Raw genomic sequence first — 21,879 nt, forward strand, 5'->3', positions numbered from 1 at the left:
GCGTAGACCATCGGCAAAAAAAGACGGATGGATAAAGAAGACACTAAACATATTATTAAAGAACGCAGCAAGGCTTACGCCACCCAACTCTGGGAACTTATCCGGGATCAGGTTAATAAACACCCCGCCGAAACATCTGCCAAAAACAGGCCTGTCCCCCCTCGAAAAACTGCTGAATATAAATGGCTGCTCAATCTTTTAGTTGCTGCTCCCTATGTACTGGTAGTAACCTTCACCCTTTCTTTCTTTTGGGATTTTGACGGGCTTTCAGCCACTTTTTTTGAATATAGTTTTAATTTTGAAGGACTCCTGAGGATTTTAAGCATTAGCGGCTTGATTGGATTTTTAACCAACTGGCTGGCTATCACCATGCTGTTCCGCCCTACCCACCGGCGTCCACTTTTGGGGCAAGGATTGGTTCCCTCACAAAAAGACCGCATAGCATACCGCCTGGCGCTGGCTGTTTCCGAAGACCTCATCAACCCGGAAATCATCAAACAAAAAATACATGAATCCCAGGCTATAGCCCGGTACCGAAAAAAAGCCACGGTGTATGTGAAGAACATCATTGATGACCCGGAATTCAGGGACGGACTTAAGAAATTGGTGGTAGGCTATGTGGACGAAATGATTGCCGATCCGGAAGTAAGGTCCTCCATTGCCAAGTCGTTGATTGAACAAATTGACGATGCCATTGAAGAAAACTCATTCGAGAAAGTAGCCCTAAGAGCATATAGCTTTCTAAAAGGCCGGGAAATGCAGGATTTGGTGGAAAATGCCCTTCAAAAACTCCCTACCGGTATCGAAAAAGGCCTCAACCGCATGGATCATTTTTTGGATGAGCTCCCTGAAAAGCTGGACGAGCATGGTTCGGTAATTGAAGACCTGGTAACATCATTACTCTATAAATTGATTAATCAACTGGATGTACAAGCGTTGGTTGAAGACAATCTCCGGGCTTACGATGAACGTAAACTTGAACAACTCATTAAAAACGCCAGTAACGATCAGCTCAAATATATTCAGTACCTTGGGGCGGTACTTGGAACCTTTGGCGGATTCATCATTTGGGAACCCATGGCCAGCATCATTGTTTTAAGCGTTATCATTGGCTCGGTAATTTTAGCCGATATGCTCATTTTCAGCCTTAAGAAAAAGAATCAGCCCTGAAAAAGAATTCGTTTTTTGATTTTATTTCACTCCACTTAATTGTCATACTTTAACTCTCATTTTTGCCATTCATGAACAACTTTTTAAAACTGGCATCCTTTTCTGCCTTGATGTTAATCTTGTCAAGCTGTGCCGGCTCCAAAACTATTACAGATACTGAAACCGAAACCAATAAAGGTGCTGAAAGCAATGCCGAAGCAGAAGCAGTCACTGCAACCGAAACCTGGCACCTCGCTCCTGCCAACGCCTCTCCATATTTAGGCACGGGGGTTGAAAAAGCTTATAACAAGATTCTTGCCGACAAATCACCCCAAAAGAAAGTGGTGGTTGCCATTATTGATTCGGGAACTGACATCCACCATGAGGATCTCCAGGGTAAAATCTGGGTGAATGACGACGAGATACCGGGAAACAATGTGGATGACGACAACAACGGCTATGTTGATGACATCTATGGCTGGAATTTTATTGGCGGGCCGGATAGCACGCACGTTAACAAGGATACCTATGAAGTGACTCGCCTCTATGCAAAACTCAGCGAACGTTTTGAAGGCGTTCCGGTTGATTCCGTTGCCCCCGAGAATCAAGAGGATTATGAGTACTATCTTCAGATTAAAGAAGACTTCAATAAGCGGGTGGACAAGAATAACATGGAAATGATGCAGATTTCCCAGTTCAGACAGGCCATCGCTTCTGCAAAGCAGACTTTAGGTGTTTCAAGCATTGATTCACTTTCTATGAAAGAGTTGCAAATGACAGAAAATGATTCCCCGCAAGAACAACAGGCCAAACAGATTATCGGGGCCATTAAAAGTCAGGGTGCTTCGGAGAAAGATATTCAGGATGTGGAGGATTATTACGAACACGTATCCGGTCTGGCCGAATATGGACTGAACCCAGAGTTTGATCCAAGGCATATTGTGGGTGATGATTATGACGATTTAAGCGACCGCTATTATGGTAATAACGATGTGGTTGGTCCTACTGCCGACCACGGTACTCACGTAGCTGGAATTGTGGGCGCCATTCGAAATAACGATCTGGGTGCACAAGGTATAGCTGGCAATGTAGAATTGATGATTCTGCGCACGGTACCTGATGGTGACGAACGCGATAAAGACGTGGCCAATGCCATCCGGTATGCAGCTGAAAATGGTGCCGATATTATGAACATGAGCTTTGGCAAAGGCTACTCTCCCCAAAAAGAATATGTAGATGCCGCCATGCAATATGCCGACAGTGTTGGCGTATTGATGGTCTCAGGATCGGGAAATGGCAGCGAAAATACCGACAGCACCGATACCTATCCCACCCGCTACTACGAAAATGGTGGCAAAGCCAATAACTACCTGAGTGTGGGGGCTTCATCCTGGCACTCCGACTCTACCCTGGCAGCGAATTTCAGTAATTACGGTAAAGAGAATGTAGATCTTTTTGCCCCAGGTGTGGATGTGTACTCTACCTTTCCCAACAACAGCTACGAGCCAAACAGCGGTACCAGTATGGCCTCTCCGGTAGTGGCGGGTGTTGCAGCCTTGATTATGTCGTACTACCCGGAATTGACTGCCACCCAGGTAAAAGAGATCATTCTTGAAACAGTGACGGAAGTAGATCAAGTAGTGTACAAACCCGGCAATGGAGAAGCGGTGCCTTTTTCTCAGCTTTCCTCCTCCGGGGGCATCATCAATGCTTATGATGCCATTCAGCGGGCCGAAGAACTAACCAACTAAAAATCAATTGTCTGAAGCCTCAAGCACATATGATGCGGTAGTAGTAGGCTCTGGTCCCAACGGTCTATCAGCGGCCATTCGTTTAGCGCAGGAAGGATTACAAGTGCTGGTGCTTGAGGCCAAAGCTACACCCGGCGGTGGTACCCGAACGCAGGAGCTTACCGAACCCGTTTTTTTGCATGATGTCTGTTCTGCCGTACACCCGACGGCTGCAGGTTCTCCTTTTTTGAGTACGCTTCCCCTCCAGCAACACGGACTGGAGTGGGTACATCCCACCTATCCTTTCGCTCATCCATTGGATGACGGTGATGCCGCTGTTGCCGAGCGCTCGGTAGAAGCAACGGCCAAATCATTAGGTATAGACCGCAGTTCGTATCAGCAACTTTTCCAGCAGTTATCAGCCCACTGGACCAGTCTTTCTTCTGATGTGCTGGGACGGCTCCGAATCCCAAAGCATCCTTTAATAACTGCCCGATTCGGCTTTTACGGGATGTTTTCAGCTGATCAACTCAGTACTATGAAATTCAGCCAAGCCAAGACACGCGCCCTTTTTGCCGGATGTGCCGCTCACAGCATTCTACCGCTGGAAAAAGCCTTCTCGGCTTCGTTTGGATTGGTGTTGGCGGCCTCGGCCCATGCAGTAGGCTGGCCTTTTGCCAAGGGAGGATCGGCAAGTATCACCAAAGCGATGATTTCATACCTGGAATCGTTGGGAGGAACTGTAGAATGTAAGCAGGAAGTAAGAACATTGAAGGATATCCCTTCATCCAGAGCTGTTTTATTTGATTTGACCCCGCGGCAGATTGCCCGAATTGCATCCAATAAGCTTCCTTCCGGTTATAAGGATAAACTGCAAGATTATACCTACGGCCCCGGGGTGTTTAAAATCGATTGGGCTTTATCCGAACCGGTTCCCTGGAAGAATAAAGCATGTCGGAAAGCCGGTACCTTGCACCTAGGTGGTAGTTTTGAAGAAATAGCCTCTGGCGAAAAAGCTGCATGGGACGGCAAACATTCCGAAACCCCGTATGTGTTAGCCGCACAGCCCAGTGTGTTTGATGATGGCCGTGCGCCTGAAGGCAAACATACTTTTTGGGCGTACTGCCACGTACCTTCTGGTTCCACCAAAGACATGACGGACATCATTGAAAAACAGATTGAACGATTTGCTCCCGGTTTTCGTGATACCATCATTAGTAAGCACAGCATGAATACGAAGGCTTTTGAACAGTACAATCCGAATTACATTGGCGGAGATATCAATGGAGGCGCACAATTTTTCAAACAATTATTTGGGCGGCCGGTTATGAAGTGGAATCCCTATAAAATTCCTGCAGAAGGTTTGTATATCTGTTCATCCTCAACCCCACCCGGTGGCGGCGTACACGGGATGTGTGGACTTCATGCAGCCGAAACAGTCCTTAAAAATGAATTTGGCAAAGCCTGACATTTTAACTCTTTAGACCCTTATCTTACCGTATGCTTAAAGCTTTGCATACAACCATTCAAAACCTGAGATCGGACAACAACGGTATTCGCCAAAAATCCCCCAGATGGACTTTTTTCAGTCTGGGCATAGCCGTCCTGATTTCGATACCTATTTTCACCGTCATTTTTGCCATCTTCACTCCTTCGGGAGAAATATGGAGCCACCTGGCCGAGACAGTTCTGGATGATTATATCATTAACTCCCTCCTCCTCATTTCTGGTGTTTCTGTTGGGGTGATTGCCATTGGGGTTTCATCTGCCTGGCTGATCACTATGACTGAATTCCCCGGTCGACGCATGTTTGAATGGGCCTCCATCCTGCCTTTTGCGATTCCGGCCTACCTGATGGCCTACATCTATACTGATTTTCTGGATATTGCCGGTCCGCTGCAAACGACGATCCGTAATGTTTTTGGTTTAGGGATAGATGGCTATTGGTTTCCGAATATTCGCTCAGTTGAAGGTGCCATCATCATCATGTCGCTCTCTTTCTATCCGTATGTGTATATGCTGGCTCGTTCTTCTTTTTTGGAACAGTCTACCAGCCTTCTGGAAGCCAGCCGGATTATGGGGTATTCCACCTGGCAAAGCTTTTTGAAAGTAGCGCTGCCTGTTGCACGCCCCGGCATTGCCGCCGGACTTGCCCTGGCCCTGATGGAAACCCTCAACGATTTTGGGACCGTTCAATATTTCGGTGTGCAAACGTTTACCACCGGTATTTACCGTACGTGGTTTGGCTTGGGAGAACGTCCAGCCGCCGCCCAGCTTGCTGCTTTTTTGCTGGCTTTTATTGTAGTGTTATTGATTTTAGAGCGATGGTCCCGAAGCCGCATCAGCAATGAGAAAGCCAACAGTACCCGGTTTAAACGCCTCAACCGTTTTAAGTTAAAAGGTTTTCGCTCCGGACTGGCCTTTGTAACCTGCTTCATTCCGGTATTATTTGGCTTCATTCTGCCGGTAATTTTACTGCTGAATATGTTTTTCACTAATCTGGATACCCTGGATTTCCAGTTTATTGAATTGTCGCTGAATTCATTTACGGTATCAGCTGTCACGGGACTTCTGGCGGTAGGCATTGCATTGGTGATGGCCTACTCGGCCCGACTCAATCCCTCCTCTTACGTCAAGTTTTTTAACCGTGTTAGTTCGCTAGGTTATGCCATTCCCGGTTCCGTAATTGCCGTTGGGGTGCTCATTCCCTTTGGCTTTTTTGATAACACACTGGATGCTTTCTTCAGAGAGCACCTTGGTTTTTCCAGCGGTTTGCTGCTTAGCGGAACCATCTTTGCCATGGTATTTGCCTATTTAGTACGCTTTCTCTCAGTTTCCTATGGAGGTGTGGAAGCCAGCATGGAAAAAATCACCCCAAATATGGATGAAGCCGCAAGAGGATTGGGCTATTCCTTCAGCAAGGTGTTGCGCAAAATTCATATTCCCATGATGTCGGGCGGGCTACTAACGGCAGGCTTGCTGGTTTTTGTAGATGTGATGAAAGAGTTGCCTGCTACCCTCATTGTACGGCCTTTTAATTTTGATACGCTGGCCGTACAGGTTTACAGGTATGCTTCAGATGAGCGGCTGGCGGAATCGGCCGGAGCCGCTTTGATGATTGTGTTGGTTGGCATCATCCCCGTAATCATTATAAGTCGCACGATAGCTAAGTCAAGAAAATCGGAAACCAAGTGATTTAGCTATCACAAATCACCTAGGTTTCCTCATCTCATCCTTCCGCACCATGATTTCACGGAAGTTTTAAAATGGACTCTATTCCATCACCAGGAATATTCCAGACGACGAAATAGAGCAAAAGTCGATTCTCGACTTTTCAGGGTTTCTTAGAGCCCATTTCGGGCATTAATTTCTTATATGTAATTGGGGGTATGAGTTCAGAAATACGGCCGTGACCTTCCTAATCATTACCACGGCCGTATCATATGAAAATGAATCTCCAAATCGATTCTATCTGAACTATTACTCCTTAATTAATTCAGCATAAAGCTGAAACCTAACTGAGTGTAATCCCGCTTGTCAGCCAATGATTCACTCAAAATTTTCTGCTGTTAATATTCAAAGAAGAGCGGAGAAATCACTTATAAAATAATCTCAAGTCTTGTGATATTTGTATCAAAAACACCCTTTTAGAGGCTATTTGGGTATTTACCGGTGTATTAGATTTGCAAATTCAGGAATCTCTTGCGGTTATTAATTAACGTCAGTTCTATATAAAAACGTCATTGCTTTAAATGTTAGATAATTCGGTGACAATTTTCTGGTCGTCCCCGAATGGGGACAAACATCAATAGCCCAGGGTAAATCCATGCAAGTGGATGCAACCCTGGGTTGGCTATCACACAAAAAAGAACCCGAGGCTTGTTTTACTTTGAGGTAGGAACATCTAACGAGGGTTGGGCAACTGCGTGCTATGGGGAGGCAAAGCCAAAGCTTCGTAAGGCAAGATTATCCCACCTGTCAACGGGGCGAAGCTTGGGCTCTTTTTTTTATTCACCCCAGGTTGCGCCTGTTTGCTCCCCGCAAGCGGGTAAGCCTAAACAGGCTTACCCGGGGCTATTGATGTATGACCCCATTCGGGGTCTTCTTAAGTAAGTTTTGTCACCGAATTATCTATCTAACATCTACAATTGCGAGTCCCTAATTTTGCCAAAATCGGGGCAACACTATTGAAAAAATGACCAGAACTTGTGATGGGTAGCAATCTCCCGGATAATGCCACAGACTGTGCTTCCTCTTGTCACAGCAACCTCCGCAAGGAGAAGGCCTTCTATAATACTTCAAATTCAATGTATTACAATTAGCATTGTAGTAAATGAGGTCTCCCAAGAAAATCAGCGTAATCCCAAAATCCTTAAAATCTACGATCAAAAGAAAGCCTCTATTACCGCTACAGGCCGGGGGTGCCTGAAGCGGAACAGAGTAGCTCACACGGTCACTGTGCGACCGGCCTTCCAGGGGGTATGGGTATTCCCGCTTTTGGGGAATCGTCTGTGAAAATCAATATAGCAGCTGAGCTAATTACGGCAGCGCCAATGCCTCCCAAAATCCAGTATTTCTTCTCTCTTACAAAGGTACCGAACTTGTTCTCACGCTCATCAGAGGTAGGTTCAGGGGCAAAGGCTTCCATTTCACGGGGATTTAGCTGAATAGAAATAGTCGCATCTTCGCCCCTGTTTAAACTTACCACCTGCTCGGCATCCTGATATCCTTGTTTGCTAAATGTGAAATGGTATGTCCCCTCGATCAACTCTATGGAACTGATTGCTTCTTCTGCAAGAAACTGATGCAGGGGTTGTCCGTCCATCGTCTTAACAATAACATCAATGCTGTCGGTATTGGCCTCAATGGTCAGATTCGAGCTCAGAGAGATAAATTGCTGATCATCCTCATAATTTTTGCCCCCCGTCTTTATTCTGAATGTATTGACCCGCATCAGGTACAAAGGAACTTCCATATCAGCGTTCTCTAATCCAGGCTGTTCCTGAATGGAAATGGTGCTCATGGCTACCTGGGTAAAAGCATCGGATTCATGTACAAAGGAAATAGATATAACCGAGTCCTCAGTCATAGTAATATCATCGGTGCTGACGGTAATTCCCTTAAATATCAGAGTCTCCTCTTCCAACCACTGCTGAATGAGTTCTGAAGAGACTTCGTATTGATTGTCAGGAACTACCAGTTGAATGATTCCCTCATTGATACGAAGTCCTTCGGTAGGTTTAACATCGACCTGCTCAAAGTGGAAGGACGTATCCGTTTCAGGACTTTGTGCAAAAACACTGATTCCCAGCAGGTAACAACCGAAAATTAAGCTTATGGTTCTTATTTGGTTTGATAATTTTGTTCTCATAGTTCTGTCGATAAAATGATTCATAATCTTCATGCACCTCTGCTTTATTTGATGAGGGTCAATTTCTTCGTTTGAACATGTTTCCCAGCCTGCAGGCGATAGAAGTAGATACCACTGGCCAGATGAGATGCATTCCAGTCATACACATACCAGCCCGCCGATTGCTTGCTATTCACCAGGGTTTGCACCTTACGCCCTAACAGATCATAGATCTCGAGACGTACATCCGTGAGTTCAGGAACCGAATAGCGAATGTTGGTAGTAGGGTTAAACGGGTTCGGGTAATTCTGTGCAAGCGTAAACTCCGTTGGCAACATGGACTGCTGTAATTCTTCCAGCTCCATCTGGTTACCCACATATACCTCATATCGGGAAATGGGCTCGGTCATCTTGATTTTCTCTTCGCTGAAGGCTGGAATCAAGTATGACTTGTTGGTAGCCACGTTTAACAGCAACACCGATGTGGTTCCCGGCAGGTCAATGGCTTCGGGACGCCAGACCGTGCTGGATCCAACTCTTGCCCGCACCTCAACAAAGTAAGGTTCATCCGTATTCTTGGTACTCATCAGGCGATTGTAGCGCATGTGATTTTCCTTGTGATCGGTAATCACCATCCCGGATTTTGCGAATCGTAAATCAGGATGTTCACGGTTAAATCTTCTGCCCTTCTCTTTTTCAACTTGCTTTGGCTCCTCCACAAGCTGAACTGCGGTACGACTGCTGTCCGGGTAAAAAATCTCAATATTCAAGTGAGCTTTGCCATCCAGACTTTTGTCACTAAGCTTGGTTTGCTCAGTTCCCCGCTGCTCAAAACCGGTATAAGGGATAAATAGCGTTTCCCTGTTCAGGTTTGGATCATTATAGAAATAATATCCCTTGAAAGGTTTCAGGGTATCGGCCAGTCCGAACTGCTGTTCGTAGCCATAGATGGAACCACTGAAGTTGTTAAACTCTTCCACCAGAGACCATTCTACTGCAGACTGATAAGGATTTGAGATGATATTCCAGCCGGAATGAACAGATATTGGATAGCTATCATTTTCATTGGTCTGAACCGCCGTAAACATCCGGTTTCCGGTTACAATTTCAGTACTTAGCACCCAAAAGCCGAGTCCGGGACTAAACACAAAGCGATCATCATCCGGCGTATATTCATCATAAAACTCCAGGTCATCGCCGGTCTCAATGAATGCACGCCAGCTCTCACGATATGGTCCTGTGAAGAAATCATCCACACGAATGCGGTCAGAACCCGGCAAGCCAACCATTCGGTAATCGGTTTGCTGTGGTGTAACAGCCTCCTCATTGGGCTCTTCTGAAGTCCCTGAGGTAGTACCAAATTCAATCAATACATCTACCGGGTCAGACTCTGTCACGATAGGATCAGGACGTGTGGTGAAGCTAAACATCGAAGTCCATTCACTGCCGGTTGGAATACCTGCGAGGGTATCCGCAACACGTACTTGCCAGAAGTAATTAGTTTCAGCAGAAAGCCCTTCAAGCTGCAATTCATCTACGGTCAGTGTAGTATCAATAAGCATCGGCTCTAACTGATCGTTTGCAGCCAGTTGTATTTCAAAAGTAGCGCCTTCAGGAATGTTAGTCCATCGTAACAAGGGCGCCGTACTGATGTCGGTAGCTTCATTAGCCGGGAAACTTATAGATGGAATTTCAGCCTCGGTCGCAAAAGTAAAGGCTTCCGACCAGGGTCCTTCGCTGTTTTCATTGATACCGCGCACTCTCCACCAGTATGGAGTGAACAATAAAAGCGGCTCTTCCGGGCTAAAGCTTAGTTCATCAACACCAATGGCTTCGGCGGTGATGGACTCAAAATTCTCATCTGAAGCAATTTGGATTTCGTAGCTATTCGCTCTCTCTGCAGCATTCCAGCTAAAGGAGCTGCCGGTGAACACGGAACCCAAACTGTCAGCAGGACTTGCCAGTGTGACCTCTCCAGGCATCTGAACAATTGTAGTGAAGCTCCAGCTAAATTCATCATTCACCAAATCATCGCTGTTTCTAACTGCACCAAATGGGATCACGACGGTGTACATGGTCAAATACTCCAATTCTTCGGGGATGATCACCAGAGAAGAATCAATTACTTGCACGTCTACTGATTCTATAGCAACGCCGTTCGATGTCAATTGAACGCCTGAAAGATCCCCTGCACTTACCGGTTGGTCGAACTGTACTTCAATCGGCGTCTCTACATCTACATCTTCAGCATCAGCCAACGGAGTTTGCTGAATAATGACTGGCACTGTTTTTATCGATGTGAAACTTAACGTGAAGGGTGCATTGCTAATGCTGTCCGCATTTACAATCGCTCCCTCCTCCATGCTTAGGGTGTAAACCATCGCATTATCAAAGCCAGCGTGAGTAATTTGCAGTAGAGAATCCGCCGCCGTGAACGAAGTAATTTCTACTTCCTGCTCCGTACTGTCTACTATGGAGAAAGCATCTTGAGCATCAACATTGATATCTTGTGAAAAGCGCAATTCTATGCTTTGATCCAGGGCTATGCCTGTGGCCTCATCAACCGGATTGGAAACTTCCACAACCGGAGGTGCCATAATGGTTGTAAATGAGAAGCTGAACGCTCCGTTAGGCTGTTCATCCGAATTTTGTACTGCTCCGGCCGGAATGATTACGGTATAACTGGTTTCATTACTAAATAATGCATGGCTTAACAGCAGATTTTCACCGCTTATGCTGGCATTGACCTGTTCAACAGCCGAACCTGCTTCATCTTCAATACGAATTCCTGAGAAGTCGACTTCAGTGATATTTTCGTTGAATTGAATTTCAACTTCGGCATCAAGAGCCACCTTTCTGGCAGTATCAGATGGAGTGGTAGCTATCACCGATAGTGCAGATATTATTTCTATTGTTACGGATTGCGATGCCTCGTTTTCACCATCACTTACCTGAACAGTGAAAGTAATGGAATTAACCAATTCAGGATCGAAATCATCAGCATCTGAGACGGTAACGAACCCACTTGTAGCATCTATAGCAAGACCCGGTTCTCCATCTTCATCGGCATCGAAATTATCCTGAAGGGAAAATTCAAGACTGGCCTGTATATCTTCATCATCAGCGATTGCCCGACCCAGGGTATCTCCTGTAGCAGGCATCTCACTAAGAGTCAATGGCGTGGGGAAACTCAGGGTTGGACTAAATTCATTGACATCGGTAACGGTGATCACGAATGACTGACTGGTACTTCTGAGCCCGTCACTTACTATCACTGAAACCTCATAACGGTTGTCTGAATTTTGATCGTCCGGGTTTTCAGCATCGGGCGCTTCTGTAAAAAGCAGCACACCAGAATTTTCATCAATTGTGAATAGCGATTGATCTACTCCGCCATTCAGAGAATATGATATACTGTTGAGGTCACTTGCTGTTACCGTGAAGGCTGTCCTTTGGTTTTCTTCCGCAAAAATGGCACCATCCGGATTGCTTGTAATCACAGGTGGCTGGTTATCCACGGTGATGGCCGGCACATCCATTTGAGAAGAAGTATTGCCGGCTAAATCCACGGCTTGCACTACAAAGTTATTCACCATGTTTTCTTGTAATTCAACCTGAAAACTCCAGGCACCTGACTGTATTATGGCCGAATCCAAAGGCGTGGAATTATCCGCAGTACCATTGGCATCATCATCAGCAAACAGAAGCACTGACACGCCATTCTCGGCGTGTGTACCAGAGATTGTATAGTCTGTAACCTCTACAAGAATGTCTTCGGATGGCTGAGTCACCACCGGATTTTCCGGGGAAGTAATATCAATTTGCACTTCCAGTGATTCAGCAGGACTGATATTTCCAGCCAGATCGGTGACCAAAGCGGCGATAGAATGCGTACCTTCAGGAAGGCTGGTTCCGGTATAATCAAACGTCCAGTTCCCTGATTCATCAGAATTTGTTTTACCAATACTATTACCATCCATGAATAGCTCAACACTGGCACTCATTTCTGCAAGCCCGGTTACGGCTATGGTTTGATCATTGGTGATTCCATCCGATGAGGAACTTCCTGAATCTGTAGTAATTCCAGTGAAAGTAGCGGCTTCAGGTGCAGTAATATCAACTTCAACAGATAAAGCATATGAAGCAGCAGACGTATTTCCGGCCATATCGGTAGCTTGTGCCGTTAGCTCGTATACGCCTTCCGCCAAACTATTGCTGGTATTATCGAGACTCCACTCTCCTGCCCCGTCTGTAGTGGTGTTTCCAACGCTCTCACCGTCAATAAATAATTCGATAGTGCTATTCGCTTCTGCCGTACCATTGATCACAATGTTTTGGTTTCTGGTGATTTGGTCATTGATGGAATTTCCAGAATCTGTTTCTATACCAGCTAGGATCGGGGTCTCAGGGGCTGTGAGGTCAACATCCACTACCAAAGCCGTGGATATTGCCGAAGTATTTCCGGCCGCATCCGTAGCATTTGCTGTGATTTCATATATGCCCTCAGCCAGGTCAGTTCCTGTATGGTCAAAACTCCAATCTCCGGCTCCATCAGCGGTGGTAATTCCAAGTCTGTTGCCATCCAATAATACTTCTACCGTACTTAGCGCCTCAGCCGTTCCTGTTATTTTCAGGCTTTGGTCATTGGTAATCTGGTCTGTCATCAACTTGCCTGTATCGTCTTCAATGGCAGCCACAACCGGAGCTTCAGGTGGCGTTCCATCATAAGTGATACTAAACTGAGACGCCGCTGAGTTTTGATTACCGGCCTTATCTGTAGCTACGGAAGAGGCCACATCCACCGTAACAGTTCCATCTGTTGTTGGGGTAATGCTTGCAGTGTAGACAGTAGCACTGGTCGAAGTAAAATTGCTCACACTTGCATTTCCAGTTGTAATGTCTTCACTGCTAAACCCGGTGACATCCTCGGAGAAAGTGAAAGTTACTGGAAAAGTGTTGTTTGTAGGATCCAGTTCGTCACTGGTAATGGCCACGGTGGGCGGCGTACCGTCATAGGTGATACTAAACTGGCTGGCGGCTGTATTTTGATTACCAACCTGGTCAGTTACTACTCCGGCGGCTACATCAACCGTCATTGTACCATCAGCATTAGGAATTAAGGCAACACTAAACGTGGTGCTGTCAGCCGTTTCAACTTTGCTGATGCTGCCATTCCCAACCGTGATGTCCGAATCGGAAAAACCATTCACATCTTCACTAAAGCTCACTTTCAAAGCAAGCGGGTTCGCATTGGTTGGACCCGTTTCCTCACTTGTGATAGTGACAGAAGGCGGAGTGGCATCATAAATAATACTAAACTGCTCGGCCGCTTTATTATCGTTGCCGGCATTATCGGTAGCTACGGAGCCTGCCACATCCACTGTTATCACTCCATCAGCTGTCGGAGTGAAATTTGCAGTAAATGAGGTGCTATCATTCGTGGATAAATTGCTTAGAGAACCATTTTGTATAGTGACGTCACTTGCAGCAAATCCATTCACTTCCTCTTTAAAGGTAAAAGTTATGGGAATTGGATTTGTGTTGGTAGGATTCTGAACCTGGGTACTTATGGTTAAAGCTGGAGAAGTTGCATCAAAGGTTCGCGTAAATTGAGTGGCAGCCAAGTTGTTGTTACCGGCAGCATCGGTTGCTACTGAACCAGCCACATCTACCGTCACTATCCCATCATGAGTTGGTGTAATAGTGGCGCTGTACTCAGAAGCACTGGATGCACTGAAGTTACTTACACTTGCATTGCCAGCTGTAATATCGTTGATGGTAAAGCCGGTTACGTCTTCCGAGAAGCTCACCAGAATCGTAATGGCGCTATTCGTCGGATCGCTTTCATCACTGCTAATAGATACCGTAGGTGCGGTAGCGTCGTAGCCAATACTAAACTGCGAAGCCGCCGTGTTGTCGTTACCGGCGGCATCCATGGCCACTGAAGCTGCCACATCCAGGGTGACCGTTCCATCAGCCGTTGGAGTGACCGTAGCCGAATAGACTTTTGCACTCGTTGCGCTGAAATTGCTCAGGCTTGCATTTCCTGCAGTAATATCATCGCTAACAAAACCCGTGACATCTTCTGAGAAGGTGAATGTGGCTGTAAAAGCCCCGTTGGTCGGGTCGGTTTCGCTGGTACTGATGGATACTGTTGGGGCAGTTGCATCATAAGTAATACTGTATTGCGTGGCCGCGGTATTATTGTTGCCTGCATTATCCATAGCTACTGAAGCTGGTATATCTACCGTAACTATGCCATCAGTCGTTGGACTCAGATCCGCAGTAAATGAAGTGCTGTCACTGGTAGCAACATTGCTGACTGATCCATTACTTACGGTGATATCATTGGCGGAAAAGCCGTTTACTTCTTCACTGAATGTGATATTCAGAGGAACTGAGCCCGTATTTGTTGGGCTCGTAGTCTGGCTGTTAATGGTTACTGATGGAGGAACCTCATCCACATCCGTAACTTTTACCTGGAATACCCGGGAGTCTGAGTCATTTAAAGGTGCCGAACGGTTAGCTGTAACTTCGAGCTCATAAGTATTGTCTGAGTTGCCGTCACCTGGATTTTCATAATCCGGTGCTGATTTAAAGCTGAGCTCACCGGTTGTACTATTAACCGTGAATTTATCTTGGTCTACCCCACCAGATATACTATAGGAAACACCGTTTTCAATATTGTCGACATCTCCGCCAAAGGCATCAACATTCCCAGCTAATGAATTATTTTCTACAATACTTATCGTTTCATTGGAAAGGAAAATTGTATTTGCTTTACCTGGTGTTGGCATGCCATACATAAACTCACTTCCATCGGTTCGATCACGATCAAAGTAGGGATACCGTTGTAAAGAAAGTTCACCCTCTCCAAGTGAGAGCCCGGATATCCTATAACTCGGGAAATTTGCTCTCAAATTGTTATTAGCAAAGGAAAAGTTCACTTCATAGCTATTAATATTTGTGGTATCCGGATCATCGATACCACGATAAACAAGCTTATACTCCAAATCTTTACCATCTATGGTAAAATACCCCTCACTATCCGTTGTAATGGTATTATCCGGATAGGTATTATCCCCCATATTGAAATAGATATCCTGGAACTTATTTGGATATGAGGTAGGATCAATAACTCCAAGGTTAAGATAAATCCCGCCTTTTTGCTTTGCTTGACCGAGTGTTCCCCCGCCAATAGTAATATTTCCAATTCCGCCATCATAAAGTTCAATGTAGCTAATTGAATCAGGTGACTCTTCCGAGAAACCAATTTCGTTGACCATCAGAGGAGGCAAAGGGTATCTAAGCCGGGACCAAGCTCCCTCATTAATTGCAGCAACAATACCCGCACTTGCTAAGTTAAGTTTAAAACTGAGCAAGATGGTATTTATGTTTCCAAGCTCAGAACTAACTGCTGTTATTGAGCCAATATTTAGGGAGCTCATTGAATAACTAAGCTCTTCCAGACCGTCAACTACATTAAAGCTACCAACCATTGTCAGCACTCCTTCAAACAAAGCAACCTGCCTGAACTCTTCCTCTCCGGTTGGTAGTACCAACAGTTTTAAAGTAAAGTCGCTATCCTTCCACACCAAATTTTCATTACCATCATAAAACGTATGATTGATACCAAGGCTATCAATACTCAACTCCAGCTTAACAGGATTGGAATTCGGGTATATTTGGGGGATTTGAGGTATTAAAACACCAAGTGATTGAGTGTTTAACTGGAATGGACTGGAGGCAGGAATATCTTCGCCTTCCCATATTAAATTCAGCTTTCCGCTCGTCTGCTCTTCGGTAAGATTTGTGGTAAACTCCGGTATGCCCGATTCATTGTAAGGCTCTAAAGCATTTCCAGCCAGGTCCTGTATGTTACTTAACGTTTCGTTCAGGGAAAGTTTTAACACACTCTCATGACTTCCATACAGATTACCAAAAATTGTTGCTCTCACCAATACCTGTGAGCTATCCGTATCATACTCCACCTGAGTAATCAATCCTTCGGCAAAACCTGAAATCAAATCAATTTCAAAATCTTCCATATTCACACTATCCACCGGTTCGGAGAATCTAACCCGATAAGTAATTTCCTGAGCATTGTTTGCAGGATTACCTTCCAGATTTACCGAGGTAATATGTGGAGGGGTTGTATCCGGTAATTCAATCGGTCCCTGCAGCGGACTTTCCACTGCATTTCCGGCATCAGTGCCATCATTGGGAGTTACTTCAAAACTGATGTACTTGGCTTCATCAGCTGAAGCGAGCGTGTAGGACTTATTCGTAGCGCCGTCTATATCCTTTTTACCTGTACCCTGTGCATCATCCGAACGGTACCATTGATAAGAGCTGCCGCTTTCAGGGTTGTTTTCAGTATCGCTGTAATCGTAGGTTCCGGTAAGTTCTTCTCCTACTTCAAGTGTCCCACTAAAAGCTACATTGGTAGCAGTAGGCGGATAGTTGCTTACTCTGGGTTTGGTAATGATAGCTACATCATCCACCATCCAGAAATAGGATTCCCCTTCAAAGCTAAACCGGAGTCTTATCTGCGACATATTTACTATTCCCATGGTTACCTCAGGAAATAATACAAGCGCATCGCCTACGTACTCATCTCCATTCGATAGCTCTGGCTTAAATTCTTTTTTGGTCCAGGTAGCTCCGTTATCGTTAGAGAACGAGACATATACTTTGGAATCTAAGGAACGGTAATGAGTGAAAAAGGAAACCGCCATTAACGTATCGGTGTACCCGGTAAGGTCAATCGTCGGGCTAATCAATTCCCCATGGTGTGGACTGGGTGAAGTCCCTCCCCCATTATTGTCTAAATACTCGGAATCAAAAATGGCTACCCCATTAAGCTGCGTGGGTGACGGTAGTGGTTCCCGGCTGCCCCAGCTTGCGCCTTGTGATACACCGGTATTATTACGTATCCAATAGGCACTGCCCGGAGAGGTATTTCCGTCATCCTCACTTACAGAAACTGCATTCCAGAACTGATCATTAAGATTATCAGCCGTGGCTGATACAATATCATCCTGAAATTCACCCAATGAAGTTCCATAATCATAGCGGGAACCGTGTCCCCATATAGGAGTCCGGTTATACTGGTAGGTCTCCACGCTGCCGTAGCTGGTGCCTTCAGAGTTGGTGGCGTACGCACGCACGAAATATTTCACCGTACCATACAGCCCGGTTACATCATCAGTAAAACTTCCATCGCCTATTCCCATTTGAGCCTTTACAACTCCGTCTTCACCAATTTCAGGATCCTCATCGATGTAGGAGTAAACTACCCCGCGCTCGGTGATGGTAGCATTGCCGTCGTCGGTTATATCCCCGCCCCAAGTAGCCGATGAACTGGTTACTCTAATCGGAGTGCTGGTGGTTAGCGTGGGTACGCTCAGCGGTACATCCTCGTCAGTCGTGGTTACCGTGACTGTTTGATCAGAAACACTGTCAAAGTCATCGTCGCTGGTTCCATCATTAATTGAAAGAGTAATGGTCGTGATCTGGCTACCATCCACAAGGTCATCATCTACCCCGGTTACTGTTACGGTTTGGGGGGTATCCCAGGTATCAGGGTTAAAGACCAGGCTGTTATCGCTTACCGTCGCTTCCCCGGTATCATCGCTGCTGATGGTCACAAACACTGCACTGGCTGGTTTAGCATCCAATACCACGGTAAAGCTGTCCGTTGTTCCTGTCTCGGAAACCTCGGTGCCACCGTCCGTTTCGGTAACCGTAAAGCCGGCTACATCGTCATCACTGTTGCTTACACTCAGGGTTTTGTCGCTCAACAAGTCAAAATCGTCATCGCTGGCGGCATCATTTACCGACAGGGTGATATTGTAACTCTGGGTTCCATCTATAATCTCATCATCTACCCCGGTTACTGTCACCGTTTGTGGAGTATCCCAGTTGGCGGGGGTGAATGTTAGGGAAGAAACATCTACGGTGCCCTCACCGGTATCCCCGCTTGTTACATCGATTGCTACGTTGCTGGATGGCTCGGTATCTAATACTACCGTAAACGTATCTGTTGAACCTGATTCGGCAGTGCTGGTGGAACCACTGCTCTCGGTTACGGTGAAGCCTGCATTTACAAAGGTCGTAAAATTCAAGGTCGTGTTATCCGAAATCCCTTCAAACGTATTTCCAGCCTGATCTTCGATAGCTGAAGCACCTATTTGAATGGCGTATTCATTTCCTTCTTGCAGTGCATTTGGAGGACTTAAATACAAGGTGTTGCCTATAATACCATACGTTCCTGCTTTGGGATTGCTCTCTCCGCCTTCGCTGTCCCCATTCACATCAAATACATGGAAATTGGAACTGCCCGTGACATCGTAAATGGTAATGCTGCCACTGCCATCGGTAATATCCTCACTGAAGCTAATTGAAAGTACACCAGAGGTAGATACGTCTGTGGCGTCGTCTGCCGGTGAGGAAGAAACAATAGTCGGGGCTACATCATCTACCTCATTTACATTCACTGTAATGGTTTGCTGAGAAGAAATATCGGTTCCGTCACTAACAGTTAGCGTCAAGGTGTAACTGGTGGTTGTTTCGTAATCAAGGTTGGAATTATCCGCTATGGTAAGCTGCCCGTTATCTGAGTTAATCGAAAAGATGCCATCGGTGTTTCCACCCGTAATTGTCCAGTTGCTTAATGGATTATTGTCTGCATCGGTGGCAGCTACCGTCCCCAGAACGGTAGCATTGGCAGCATCTTCGTGTACACTGAAGGTTTGATTAGCTGTGATAACCGGGGCTGAATTTGGAAGACCTTCTGTAGTGAAAGTCCAGCTGAAGGACTCATTGTCTACATCATCACTATTAGAAACTGTACCAGGCGCAAAGGTGACCGTGTAGCTTGTAGAATAGTTAAAATCCAGATGCGGAATGCGCACTTTTGTACTCTCTGGATTGGCAAGAGTTGGTTCACCTATTCTTATATTATCCGTACCATCACTGATGGTTATTCCAAAAAAGTCATCCAGACTAACAGGCTGATCAAAAGTTACATACAATACAGAATCGACAGCTATCTCAGTGCTTGAAGAATCCGGTTCTACATTTATGGCCACCGGTGATGAAACAGCTACATCATCATTGGTAATAGTAACCGTGGCCTCATCGCTGATGTCTATGCCAGGAATGGTTCCCGAAAAGTTGTCCATACTGATGTTTATCGTCTCATCGGATTCCACATCGCTATCTGATGTGGGCGTAACGGTGAAAGTCTTAGTCTCACCGGCAGTTCCGGTAAAAGTCAGGGTTTCTGAGGTTACAGGCGTGTAGTCGATACCTGCCGTAGCTGTTCCTCCTCCAGTAGATACATCCACACTAAAGCCACCTTTAACGGCATTATCGAGCGTAGCAGTCAAAGTAATTGAACCGTCGTCTTCATTGCCGCTTGCATCGGCGATGGTCACGGTGGCATCGTCATCATCGGTAATGGTTAGCGTTACTTCTTGCGTGCCGGACTCACTCCCGTTTTTAACCGAGGTGATTCCAAATATGGCGGTTTCATCGCCTTCCAAAACATCATCCCCAATGGCTGGAATTGCTAAAGTACCGGTGGTGCCGGAAGAGATATTTATTTGCGTGCCAGTAAGATTATAATCAGAAAGGCCCGTCGCCGTTCCGCTAAAAGACAATACAATCTCTACTGTTTTTGGAAATACATGTGATAGCGTGGCCGTAAGTGTGGCGCTTCCACCCGTTTCGCTGATAGAGGTTTCATCCAGGGATAAGCTAACGGTAGGCTCTCCAATAACATCCAATGTTGCAGTGTAAGTGGATGAACTGTAATCCGTACCGTCATTCACATCAAAAGAAAAACTGTCGTCTGAAGTACCGGTGGTGATGTATTGCAGGTTACCTGCATCAAGATCAGCTTTGGCTATCTGATCTCCGTTAGAAATTTGAGTGTCGGTGCCGGTATCGTAGGTATCGTTGTTGTTAGTATCTACATACAGCGTACCATTGCCGGTGGTGGCTGTTACCCGAAGGTGATCCAGAGGATCGGAATCGTCATCGGTGTAGCCAAAATCGGAGGTAGAAAAAGTATAGGCAATATTCTGGTAGGGTCCGGTAGTGGTAGAAAAATCGGAGGCGTTTGGGGTGGTATTGGAAGCCGCTGGACCAATTTCCACATTAAACATCAGGTCTAATGAATTTTGCGCCCCACCATTAAAGTAAAGTTTACCACCTGAATAATTATCGCCATTATTATAATATAAGTTTTGATTACCGGATGTATTAATGGTGTAAACCTGATCTTTTGTTAAAGAAATATTCTCACTTGAAAGATCGATCGATTTATAATCTGAGGTCAGGTTTGTGGATGTAGATGAAAAATCAAAATCTACTGAACCAAGATTTTTTCCTGATGTTCCCTCACCCTCATATACTGTTAATGTATGTCCGGCAGTCACGGTTCGTACGAAAAAACCAATGCTATTCAATACTCCATCACAAGGAGCCAGAAAGCTCTGTCCGAATGAGCCACTAGTTTGATTACCAGTTCCATTATTAGTGATCGAACATCCTCCCCCCTCACTTACATCATTCACCGTAATCGTAATATCTTGCGTTGCGGTATTATTACTTCTCTCCCCGTCATCGGCTGTGACTGTTAGCTGGTAATTATTATCACTATTCGCGTCAGCGGGATTTTCATAATCGGGGGAGTTTTTAAAGCTGATTTCTCCGCTGTTCGTATCAATGTTGAAGTCATCGGCATCATCTCCCGTAAGGCTGTAGGTTATATTGGCGTCATTGCCTCCGCCGTTGCCGTCATCAGCATTGACATCTAATACAACGGTGCTGGTGGGGGTGTTTTCGTCAATGGAGGCGGTTGCGGAGGAGTTGAAGCTTGGAGCTGCGTTAGAGGCTACCGCCGCGGCAATAAAAATATCATCGAGCCTGGTAGTGGCCGCATTTGGGGAACCATAGGTTACACGAATTTCATCCACATTATCAAAACCTGTATTGGAACTCACATCAATAGTGTTCCATGTATTGTTTGTTAAAACGCCTTTTGATGCGGACACTATTTCTGAGCCATCCCGGAAACCTTTAATAGTAACTTCAGCACTTCCCGAAGAACTGTAATACAGTTTAAAAGTCTCTAACTGAAACTCAGAACCATCACTGCTTGCAAAGGAAACAAATTCCGTATTCAATCCCCTGCCGGGACTCAACTGAATAAAATCATCGTCAATTGTAGCTGCATCATCCCCCTGGTCATTAATTCCTTGCACTACAGCAGTGCTGGTTCCATCCAGGTTATCGATGGTAATATTCCACCCGGTACTTAGAACATCTGAAGCAATTGCCGAACCTGTTCCTGTATCAAAATTAGTGGTATTGCTAATTAACCCATCGAAGGTGGTAGTGCCGACCGAGGGCTGAGCTATCGCCAGTACAGAACTTATACATAGTATATGCAGGAAAACCACTAAATAGCTTCCTATTTTGGCAAACAACCCTTTAGTAAATCTGATTTTTGAAAACAGATGTAGCAATGATATTTGACGAAACATAATGTTCAACCCTATACAGGGTGGCTCCTTAAATGATTTTACTTTTATTTAGATATTTGATTTTATTCATAAGCACCTGAAACCCCTCAAGTGC

6 protein-coding genes are annotated in these 21,879 nt (G+C 45.5%); 4 read left to right on the top strand and 2 right to left on the bottom strand.

The annotated features are described in order from the left end of the window. Nucleotides 1–27: 27 nt before the first annotated feature. From FN815_RS01810 to FN815_RS01825, 4 genes are all read left to right on the top strand, one after another. A complete protein-coding gene (locus FN815_RS01810; RefSeq protein ID WP_142452881.1) occupies nt 28–1,170 on the top strand; it encodes a DUF445 domain-containing protein in 1,143 nt (380 codons plus the stop codon). A 71-nt stretch (nt 1,171–1,241) separates the two neighbouring features. Continuing rightward, entirely contained in the window at nt 1,242–2,900 is a 1,659-nt protein-coding gene (locus tag FN815_RS01815; RefSeq protein ID WP_142452882.1) for a S8 family peptidase, read from the top strand. 7 nt (nt 2,901–2,907) lie between these two features. Beyond that, entirely contained in the window at nt 2,908–4,347 is a 1,440-nt protein-coding gene (locus FN815_RS01820) for a phytoene desaturase family protein (RefSeq protein ID WP_142452883.1), read from the top strand. Nucleotides 4,348–4,379: 32 nt separating this feature from the next. Beyond that, nucleotides 4,380–6,074, top strand: coding sequence for an ABC transporter permease (locus FN815_RS01825; RefSeq protein ID WP_185957132.1), 1,695 nt, complete (start codon nt 4,380–4,382; stop codon nt 6,072–6,074). A gap of 1,258 nt (nt 6,075–7,332) precedes the next feature. On the opposite strand, the gene FN815_RS01830 is transcribed toward FN815_RS01825, so the two are convergent. Next, the gene (locus tag FN815_RS01830; protein WP_142452884.1) at nt 7,333–8,250 is read right to left on the bottom strand and encodes a hypothetical protein; all 918 of its coding nucleotides are present in this window, start codon (nt 8,248–8,250) and stop codon (nt 7,333–7,335) included. A gap of 44 nt (nt 8,251–8,294) precedes the next feature. Continuing rightward, nucleotides 8,295–21,785, bottom strand: a complete 13,491-nt coding sequence (locus FN815_RS01835; RefSeq protein WP_142452885.1) for an Ig-like domain-containing protein — start codon at nt 21,783–21,785, stop codon at nt 8,295–8,297. Nucleotides 21,786–21,879: the final 94 nt, after the last annotated feature.

This window comes from Gracilimonas mengyeensis (genome assembly GCF_900182705.1).
GTDB lineage: Bacteria > Bacteroidota > Rhodothermia > Balneolales > Balneolaceae > Gracilimonas > Gracilimonas mengyeensis.

Excerpts from the sequence above, each read along its gene's own strand:
- FN815_RS01810 (WP_142452881.1), top strand. The coding sequence starts at position 28 with ATGGATAAAGAAGACACTAAACATATTATTAAAGAACGCAGCAAGGCT.
- FN815_RS01815 (WP_142452882.1), top strand. The coding sequence starts at position 1,242 with ATGAACAACTTTTTAAAACTGGCATCCTTTTCTGCCTTGATGTTAATC.
- FN815_RS01825 (WP_185957132.1), top strand. The coding sequence starts at position 4,380 with ATGCTTAAAGCTTTGCATACAACCATTCAAAACCTGAGATCGGACAAC.
- FN815_RS01830 (WP_142452884.1), bottom strand. The coding sequence starts at position 8,250 with ATGAGAACAAAATTATCAAACCAAATAAGAACCATAAGCTTAATTTTC.
- FN815_RS01835 (WP_142452885.1), bottom strand. The coding sequence starts at position 21,785 with ATGTTTCGTCAAATATCATTGCTACATCTGTTTTCAAAAATCAGATTT.